Source organism: Nocardioides sp. (assembly GCF_036401255.1).
Taxonomy (GTDB): Bacteria; Actinomycetota; Actinomycetes; order Propionibacteriales; family Nocardioidaceae; genus Nocardioides.
This window is the reverse complement of the sequence record NZ_DASWVI010000276.1, coordinates 1-7,902: the sequence shown is the minus strand read 5'-3', so window position 1 is coordinate 7,902 and position 7,902 is coordinate 1. Positions and strand designations below refer to the sequence as shown.

Here is a 7,902-nt window from a genome sequence, read left to right as displayed (position 1 = left end):
TGGATGCTTGGCGTGGTCAGGGTGCGTGCATCGCAAGGCGGCCGAGCGTAGGGCTACCGGGCGCAACTCGAGCGAGGCCAACGCAGCGAGGTGCGTGCCCTGGCCCGCGCGAAGCGCGTAGGAACTTTGGACACGCGGCGCCAGACCCACCGCGGTCGCCCGGCTTCACCTCACGAACGGTCCTCGTCGGTCGCGAAGCCCGGGCGGGCGGCGCGCTGCTCGGTGTCCTCGAGCTCCTGGAAGAACGTGATCTCCAGGGAGGCCGGAGCACGCAGGCGCGAGTTCAGCGACCGCCACGGCGTCTCCACCGGAGGGGCGAGCAGCTCGGCGCCCGATGCGGCGGCCTCGGCGGTGAGGGCGGCGGTGTCCTCGACCTCGAGGGCAACCCGCAGCGGGGCGCCGACCAGGCCGTCGGTCTCGACGCGGTCGATGGCCTCCTTGTGCGCCGGGCTCGCCAGCTCCAGCGTCGCCCGGCCGGCCTCCAGGATCGCGACGCGGTCGTCGCCGCCCTCGGAGAAGGCGGCGAGCTCGGGCATGCCGAGCAGGTCGCGGTAGAAGGCGAGGGCCTCGTCGAAGTCCTCCGCCTCGACGACGAGGCGCAGCTGCTTGATGCGGGGTGGGTTCGTCATGGCGACATCGTCGGACCTGCCACCGGTGTCAGGTTCAAGTGCTCAGGGACCGTCGCGACCCGCGGGCTCACGCGAGCGCGCGACGCTCTCGAGGATCTCATCGAGGACCTCCTGGGCCCGGGCGATCTCGCGCTGCTGGCGCTCGAGCCGCCGGCGCTCCTCGGCGAGCCGCACCTCCAGGTGGCCGGTGCGCTGGGACGGCGGTGCGTCCAGGCACGGCAGCAGCTCACGGATCGTGCTCGTGCTCAGGCCGCCCGCCAGCATCTCCTGGATCCGGATCACCCGGTCGACGTCGGAGTCGGCGAACCGACGATGGCCCTGGCCGGTGCGCGTCGAGCGCAGCAGGCCGCAGGCCTCGTAGTAGCGGATCGACCGGACGCTCGTGCCGGTGCGCTCCGCCAGCTCCCCGATCCTCATGCCGCGCACCATGTCCCAGAGTCTGCCTCGCTCCGCCCCCCGCACAAGACCGCTATCCGGCAGCCGCCGCCGCGGGGTCGGCACTGGTGATCGGCGTGATCCAGGACTGGTGCGTCGTGGCGTTCTTGGTGATCGCCAGCAGCTCGTCCATGTGCGGCTCGAGGCCGGTGACCTTGTCCAGCGGGACGCCGACGATGAGCTGGAAGCCGAGCCCCCGCCAGGCCCGGACGGCGCGGCCGGCGAACTCCGAGTCGGCCTTGACGAACCCCTCGTCGAGGAAGACCGGGGCGAACCGGGGGCGCGAGCGCATCTCGTCACCGAGCCGGAACCGCAGCGCCGAGCCGACGATGAACGCGACCAGCTCCTGGCTCTCGCCGCCGCTCTTCTCCCCCAGCGTCCGGTACGTCGCGCGCAGCTCGCCGGTGAGGTGGTCGTAGCGCTCGGCGCTGACCTCGACGTGGCGGCGTACGTCGAGCAGCCGGTCGCGGTCGGTCAGGACGCCGGGCGCCTCCCCGACCTGGCTGGGCTTGCGCAGCTGCTGCATGAACCTGCTGAGATCGGTGAACCGCTTCTCCATCTGCTCCTCGCCCAGGTCGCTGGTCGAGCCCGAGGAGAGCGTGCGCAGGTCCTTCATGAACGTCTGGACGTGCGCCGGTGACAGTCGGCGCAGGCGGATCCGCAGCCGGTCGTGGGACGAGCCGAACTCCAGGCTCCGCAGGATCGCGTTGATCGGCTCGAGCCGGTCCTCGATCTCCTCGATCGAGGCCGCCATGGCGCCGACGAGCGGGACGAGGTCCTGGCCGCTCCACTCCGTCAGCCGCCGGCGCCACTCCGAGCGCCGCTCCGCGAGGCCCTTGCCGCGGATGTCTTCGAGGATCCGGGCGTAGTCGGCGTAGGAGTCGGCGCTCACCCCGAGGTTGGGCGAGTCCCACTGGAACTTGTACATGCGGAAGATCGCGGTCAGCTCGTCGTCGACGCGCCTGATCTCGGCCTCGGCGTCGGCGACCGCGTCCCGCAGCCGGCCGGCGAGCCGCTGCGAGGTCTCGGCGAACCGGTCGAGGTCGTCGGGGTCGGCCGGCGCCGCGGCGGCGGCGAAGTCGCGGGTCAGCGCGGCGTCCTGCTCCTCGCTGATCGTCACCCGGCCGGCGGCCGCCATCGCCTCGAGCCGGTCCTTGACGTGGTCCTCGGCGTCGATGAGATCCGCGTGCGCGGTGTTCAGCTCACGCTGGCGCTGCTCGAGGCCGTAGCGGGTACGGCGCGCCTCCTCCAGCCGGGCATCGAGGTCGGCGATCTGCGACTCCAGCGCCTGCAGCTGGTCGTCGGCGTCGAGGAGCTCCGCGCGGCGGCGCTCGAGCTCGGCGATGCGCCGGTCGCTGCCGTCGACGTCGAGGTCGTCGAAGCGGGCGGCGACGACGGTCTCGTAGGACAGCCGCTGCTGCTCGAGCAGCCGCGCCCGGCGGTCGAGCTCGACCACCTCGGCGGCGATCGCGTCGAGCTGCTCCTCCAGCGCCGCGAGCTCGGCGTCGACCTCGGCGATCGCCTCAGCGTTGGAGAACCCGATGATGCTGCGCGTGTCGTTGCGGCCGTGCGCACCGCGGCGTCCGTTGCGGATCTGACCGGCGAGCGTCACCCGGAAGCCCGGCCCGGCGAGGCCGTCGGCGGACTCGACGCAGAGCGCGTTGCGGGCCGGGGCGGCGACGTGGGCCTGGACCCAGCCGGAGAACGGCGAGTCCTGGTGGAGCAGCTTGCCGGCGACGCACTCGGGGTCGGCCGGGCCGAGGTCGGGCAGGTCGAGCTCGGCGCCCTCGAACGTGAGCCGGCCGCGCAGCCGCAGCCCGTCGATGGCGCGAGAGAAGTCGTCGAGCCGGTCCAGCGGCACCAGCATCGTGCGGGCGCTGGCGCCCAGGACCGTCTCGATCGCCGTGCGCCACCGGGCCTCCTCGGGCGCGACGTCGAGCAGCTCGGCGACGAACGGCAGCTCGTCGACACCGAGACCGCTCGCCTCGGCGACCTCGGCGCGCAGCTCGTGCATCCGGGCCGGCACCCGGCCCGCGCGGCTCTCCAGCGACGCCCGCTCGCGACGCAGCTCGGCCTGGCGCTCGCTGAGCGGGAACTGCCGCTGCAGCGCGGCGTCGCGGCGCTGACGGATGCGCTCCTGGTCGCGCTGCCAGCCCGCGAGCCACTGCCGCGCGTGCAGCTGCAGCAGGCCGAACGACTCCGCCGACAGCAGCGACGCCTCGACGTCGGGGGCCGCGGCATCGGCCACGTCGATGAGCGGCAGGATCCGCTCCTGGAGGACCGCGCGGCGGCCGAGGCGGTCCTCGCGGACCACCTGCTCCTGCTCCAGGGACAGCGCGAGCGCCTGGAGGGTCGAGCCGCCGGCGGCGCGGTGCGTCTCCTTCGCGGACTCCAGGTCGGTCAGCAGGTCGCGCTCGGCCGACGTGGTCGCGGCGAGCCGGTCCGCGGTCGAGGCCCGGTCCCCACGGTTGGCCGCCACCGCGGCCTCGATCAGGCGCAGGTGGGTGCGCAGCAGCCACAGCCGCAGGGGCGTGTCGCCGCCGAGGGTGACCCCGTAGGAGTCGAGCTCGGCGAGCCGCCGCGCCGCGGTCCCCCGGCGCTCGTGCAGCCCGGCGATCGGCTCGAGCAGCTGGAGCTTCTGCTCCTCGGTCCGCATGGCGGAGTAGGCCGTCTCGAGGTCGTCGAAGTGCTCGATGGCGCGGTCCGCGGCGGCGTACGTCGCGGGCCGCTCGAGCACCATCTCCTTGTAGAGCTCGTCGACGCTGCGCACCTGGTTGCCGGCCTGGATCCGCGCCAGCAGCCGCAGCGCCTTCGCGCCGTCGCCGTTGGCGCCGATGCCGAGCCGGGCGTGCAGGACCGCGGAGTACTCGGCGTACGTCCGGTGGACGCGGATGCCGGGGAAGAGCTTCTTGAGCGTGTTGGCGTGGAAGCGTTCGGGCACCGCCGCCTCGAGCGCCTCGAGTGCGATCGCGCCCTCGTGGGTGGCCAGCTGCATCTGCACGTCGCCCGAGCGGGTCGCGCGGCGGGGGACGTAGTAGGTGCGCAGCGCCGTGAAGCGACCGCCGCGGTCGTTGACGAACGTCATCGCGATCGCGCCCCACGTGTCGGAGCCCTTGCCGCGCAGGAGCTTCTCGACCGGACGGCCCGTGCGCGGGTCGTCGACCACGTCGACCGCGCCCCTGAGGTAGGAGAGGAGGTTGCGCTGGCCGACGCCGCGGGCGCGGCCCGCGACGGCGTCGTTGGAGGCGCCGTTGAACTTCGTGTCCGACGGCATCATCAGCGCGGTGTAGGCGTCGAGGATCGTGCTCTTGCCGACGCCGGACGCCCCGGAGATGACCGTGGTCTCGCCGCGCAGCGGGATCGTGGTCAGGCCCCCGAAGCCGCCCCAGTTGACCAGCTGCATCAGGGACGCGCGCCACTGCACGGTGTCGTCGGTGGGCGTGGCGACCTGCTGCCGCTCGAACAGCCCCTCGGCGTCGACCGCCTCGATCTCGTCAACGGACATCGTCGGTGCTCCCTGCCCGGTCGTTTGCGGGGTCGTCTGCGGGGTCGTCTGCGGACTCGGTGTCCTCGTCGAAGAGGTCGGCCGGGTCGTCGGGCGGCGCGTCGGTGGCGTTGGCCCGCTGCAGGGCCTCGAGCAGCTCCTGGAGCAGCTCGAGCGGCAGGAGGGGCTCGACGGCCTCGCTGATCTCGAACCGCTCGTCGGTCCCGGTGGCGATGAGCAGGCCCGCCTTGAGGATGCTTGCCACGGCGTTGCGGGCGCGCTTCTCGTCACCGGCCACGTCGGTCGCGTGCGCCGGCCGGAAGCTCGCGACGTAGTCGACGAGGTCGTCGCGGTCGACGAACACGCGCGCGTCGCCGCCCGCCTGGCCGGCACGCAGCCGGTCGCGGAGGTGGACGAGCACCAGGGTCTCCTCGCGGGACCAGGAGACGTCGTAGAGCAGGGTCGGGAACCGGTCGCCGGCCTCGGGAGTCGCCTGCCGCTTCCATGCGACCTCGCGGTCGCGGTCGACCTGCAGGTCGAGGAACAGGTCGTTGAGCCGGGAGCGCAGGACGCGCTCGTGCTCCACGAGCACCTGCCAGTCGCGCGCGTGGGTGCGGGCGCTGATGAAGCGCTGCTTGAGCAGGGTCACCAGGGCGTGCCGCTGGGCGTACTCGAGGCCACCCTCGTCGCCCTCGAACAGCGACACCGAGTCGTCGTCGACGATCTCCTGGTCGCTCTCGATCTCGGCGCTGGTCTCGACGCTCATCGGCGGCCGTCCTTCTCGAGGTCGGGGTCGGGCAGGGGGGTGCGCGGGACGGCGAAGGTACGCCGGGTGCCGTCGGGGCGCACGGCCACGAACGGCTCCAGGGCGTCCTCGGCGCGCCACGCGCGGTCGGCGGCCAGGTGGAGCAGCCCGAAGATCTCGACCGGTCGGCGCAGCGAGGGTTCGAGCTCGTCGAACAGCTCACCGAGCGACCCGACCGGGTTCAGCGAGACCAGGGCCTCGTCGAGGCGCTGGCGAAGCGTCGCCAGCTTGGGCCCGCCCTGGGACACGAGGTCCGCGAGCGCGAGCGACGGTGCGTCCTGGGGATCGGTGGTGGTGATCCGGTCGGGCAGCAGGTCGTCGGCCGGGTCGTAGAAGCGCTCCCGGAGGTGCTCGACGCCGGCGCGCGCCGGCAGGAGCGGCACGTCGTGGGTGGCGCGCGGGCCGGTGGTCGCCATCCAGGTCATCAGCTCGGACTCCACCTGCCGCAGCGTCTGCTCGAGCTCGCGGTCACGGGCCGCGTCGTGGGAGACGATGTACTCCTTGAGCGTCGCCGTGACGCGCGAGCGTTGGGCGAGCACCCGGTCGAGGCCCTCGCGGACCAGCCGCACCGTGCCGCGCACCTCGGCCCGCTCGGCGTCGCTGAGGATGCGGTCGGCGAGCGGGTGCTCCAGCAGCGCCGTGAGGTCCTCGCGGAGCTGGGTGACGAGGGCGTCGTCGCGCAGCAGCATGAACGCCCCCTCGAACGCCCGGCCCTCGTGGGTGGCCGTCATCAACGCGTCGGCCCGGGCCAGGTAGTCGTCGATGACCTCGCCGGCCGGGCGATCCTCGGCGCGGAACGCCGCGAGGATCTCGCCGCGGATCGTGCTGAAACGCTCCTCCACCCGCGCGAAGTCGCTCGGCAGAGCGGAGATCAGCGAGAGCAGCTCGGTGAAACCCTCGAGCATGTAGTCCTCGGTCGCGCCCACCATGTCGGCGCCCTCGACCAGCCGGTCCCGCTCGAGCCGCAGCCGGGCGATCTCCTCGTTGAGGATCGTGACCCGCGCGGAGCGGTCGGGGTTGGCCTCGGAGTTGAACCGCCGGACCGTGCCGAGGATCGTGGCGATGCGGTGCTCGCTGAGCGTCGCGCGGTCGCGGGCGAGGTTCTTGACCAGCTCGAGCGCCTGCTGTGCGTGCGAGGTCAGGGCGTAGACCTCGTGGCCCGCGTCGTCGAGCGATCGCACGAGCCACTGCCCGCGCATCCACCGCTGGCAGATCTCCCGGCCGGTGCCGGCCGGGACGTCCTGCTCCCCCACCCGGCGGATCTCGGCGAGGTGCTCCTCGACCTGGGTGTGCAGCCGGGCCGTCGGGATCGGCTTGTTGCTGCGGCCGAAGGCGGCGCGGAAGATCGTGATGACCACGGGCGCCTGCCGCTGGTGGAGCAGGGTCAGCGTCGGCTGCGCGAACGCGCCCTTGACCCGGGCGAGCTCGCTCGCGACCTCGCTCACTGCTCTCCCCCCTGGTCCCTCCCGTGTGCGTCGGAGCGCAAGCATGGCAAAGGCCGCCGACATCGCGAAAAGCGGCCTCACCCCGACAGACCGATCCAGGCGTCCGGCTGGGCCGCGCGGGCCGCCGATCAGCCGCACGTCACAAGGCGCGAGCGCCCGTCGTCTCCCGAGCAGTAGGTCCGCCCGACCGCGGCGGACGATCTCAGGAGGCACCTTGAACATCGCACTCTGGACCGTGACCGCGCTGCTGTCCGCGGCGTACCTCGGGGGCGGGGTCGCCATCTTGGCGCTGCCCAAGGAACGGTTCCGGGCCGTCCATCCGAACTGGCACTACGTCGACGAGTTCAGTCCCTGGTTCCTCAAGGTGCTCGGTGTCATCAAGCTCTTGGCCGTCGCAGGTCTCCTGCTGCCGCCCGCGTTCGACGTCGCCCCCACGTTGGTGCCTCTCGCCGCGGGCGGCCTGGTGCTGCTGATGACCGGCGCGGTCACCGTCCGCATCGTGCGGGAGGAGTGGAGCATCGCGCTGGGCGACCTGCTCTTCCTCGGCATGGCCGCGTTCGTCGCCTGGGGCAGGCTCGGCCCCGAGCCCCTCGGCGGCTGGACGTGCGGCTGACCTGGGCGCACGCCCTCGGCCGCGACCGCCGCCTCAGTGGTTTGCCACCTCCCGTCACCCGCCGGCGCACACCGTGGCGGGGCGAGTCTCCAGGTGTACGACGCCCGCACGGTGCGCTACGGTCGACGCATCCACCACGGGAGTCCGCGGCAGCGGACTGAGAGGGAGCTGGAGCCGCTCCGACCGTCGAACCTGATCCGGGTCATGCCGGCGAAGGAAGCGAAGGAGCACCTCCCGTGCACACACTCCCCCGCATCTTCTGTCTCGTCTCGAGCACTGACGACCTGTCCGTGCTGCCCGCGCTCGCGGCGGTGGGCGTCGACGGCTTCCAGGTCCGCGACAAGGGCGCGTCCACACGGGACCTGCTCGCCCTCACCGGCGCGGTCCGGGCCGCCGTCGGCTCGGCGGTCGTCACCGTCGACGACCGGCTCGACGTCGCGCTCGCGGCCGGGGCCGACGGCGTGCACCTCGGCGCCGAGGACCTGCCGGTG

Annotated in this window: 7 protein-coding genes and 1 riboswitch; of the genes, 2 read left to right on the top strand and 5 right to left on the bottom strand. The window is 73.0% G+C overall.

Going from position 1 to position 7,902, the window contains the following annotated elements; all coding sequences use genetic code 11:
* Nucleotides 1-170: 170 nt before the first annotated feature.
* From VGD85_RS12840 to VGD85_RS12820, 5 genes are read right to left on the bottom strand one after another with little or no spacing between them, the layout of a single operon-like run.
* Nucleotides 171-629, bottom strand: a complete 459-nt coding sequence (locus VGD85_RS12840) for a VOC family protein (protein WP_331063833.1) — start codon at nt 627-629, stop codon at nt 171-173.
* A gap of 42 nt (nt 630-671) precedes the next feature.
* The gene (locus VGD85_RS12835) at nt 672-1,046 is read right to left on the bottom strand and encodes a MerR family transcriptional regulator (protein WP_331063832.1); all 375 of its coding nucleotides are present in this window, start codon (nt 1,044-1,046) and stop codon (nt 672-674) included.
* A gap of 52 nt (nt 1,047-1,098) precedes the next feature.
* Complete coding sequence (locus VGD85_RS12830; protein ID WP_331063831.1) at nt 1,099-4,569, bottom strand: ATP-binding protein; 3,471 nt, start codon at nt 4,567-4,569, stop codon at nt 1,099-1,101.
* Nucleotides 4,559-5,314, bottom strand: coding sequence for a DUF4194 domain-containing protein (locus VGD85_RS12825; protein WP_331063830.1), 756 nt, complete (start codon nt 5,312-5,314; stop codon nt 4,559-4,561). The genes VGD85_RS12830 and VGD85_RS12825 overlap by 11 nt, the downstream gene beginning before the upstream one ends.
* Entirely contained in the window at nt 5,311-6,798 is a 1,488-nt protein-coding gene (locus VGD85_RS12820) for a DUF3375 domain-containing protein (protein ID WP_331063829.1), read from the bottom strand. Before VGD85_RS12820 ends, VGD85_RS12825 begins: the two co-directional genes overlap by 4 nt.
* 214 nt (nt 6,799-7,012) lie before the next feature.
* Here VGD85_RS12820 and VGD85_RS12815 point away from each other — a divergent pair, with 214 nt between their 5' ends.
* Complete coding sequence (locus VGD85_RS12815) at nt 7,013-7,411, top strand: DoxX family protein (RefSeq protein WP_331063828.1); 399 nt, start codon at nt 7,013-7,015, stop codon at nt 7,409-7,411.
* 126 nt (nt 7,412-7,537) lie between these two features.
* Nucleotides 7,538-7,649: riboswitch (TPP riboswitch) on the top strand.
* The coding region (locus tag VGD85_RS12810; protein WP_331063827.1) for a thiamine phosphate synthase at nt 7,648-7,902 on the top strand (255 nt) is incomplete at its 3' end. It overlaps the preceding riboswitch by 2 nt.

Coding starts and splice junctions, on each gene's coding strand:
- VGD85_RS12840 (WP_331063833.1), bottom strand. CDS start 629: ATGACGAACCCACCCCGCATCAAGCAGCTGCGCCTCGTCGTCGAGGCG.
- VGD85_RS12825 (WP_331063830.1), bottom strand. CDS start 5,314: ATGAGCGTCGAGACCAGCGCCGAGATCGAGAGCGACCAGGAGATCGTC.
- VGD85_RS12830 (WP_331063831.1), bottom strand. CDS start 4,569: ATGTCCGTTGACGAGATCGAGGCGGTCGACGCCGAGGGGCTGTTCGAG.
- VGD85_RS12835 (WP_331063832.1), bottom strand. CDS start 1,046: ATGAGGATCGGGGAGCTGGCGGAGCGCACCGGCACGAGCGTCCGGTCG.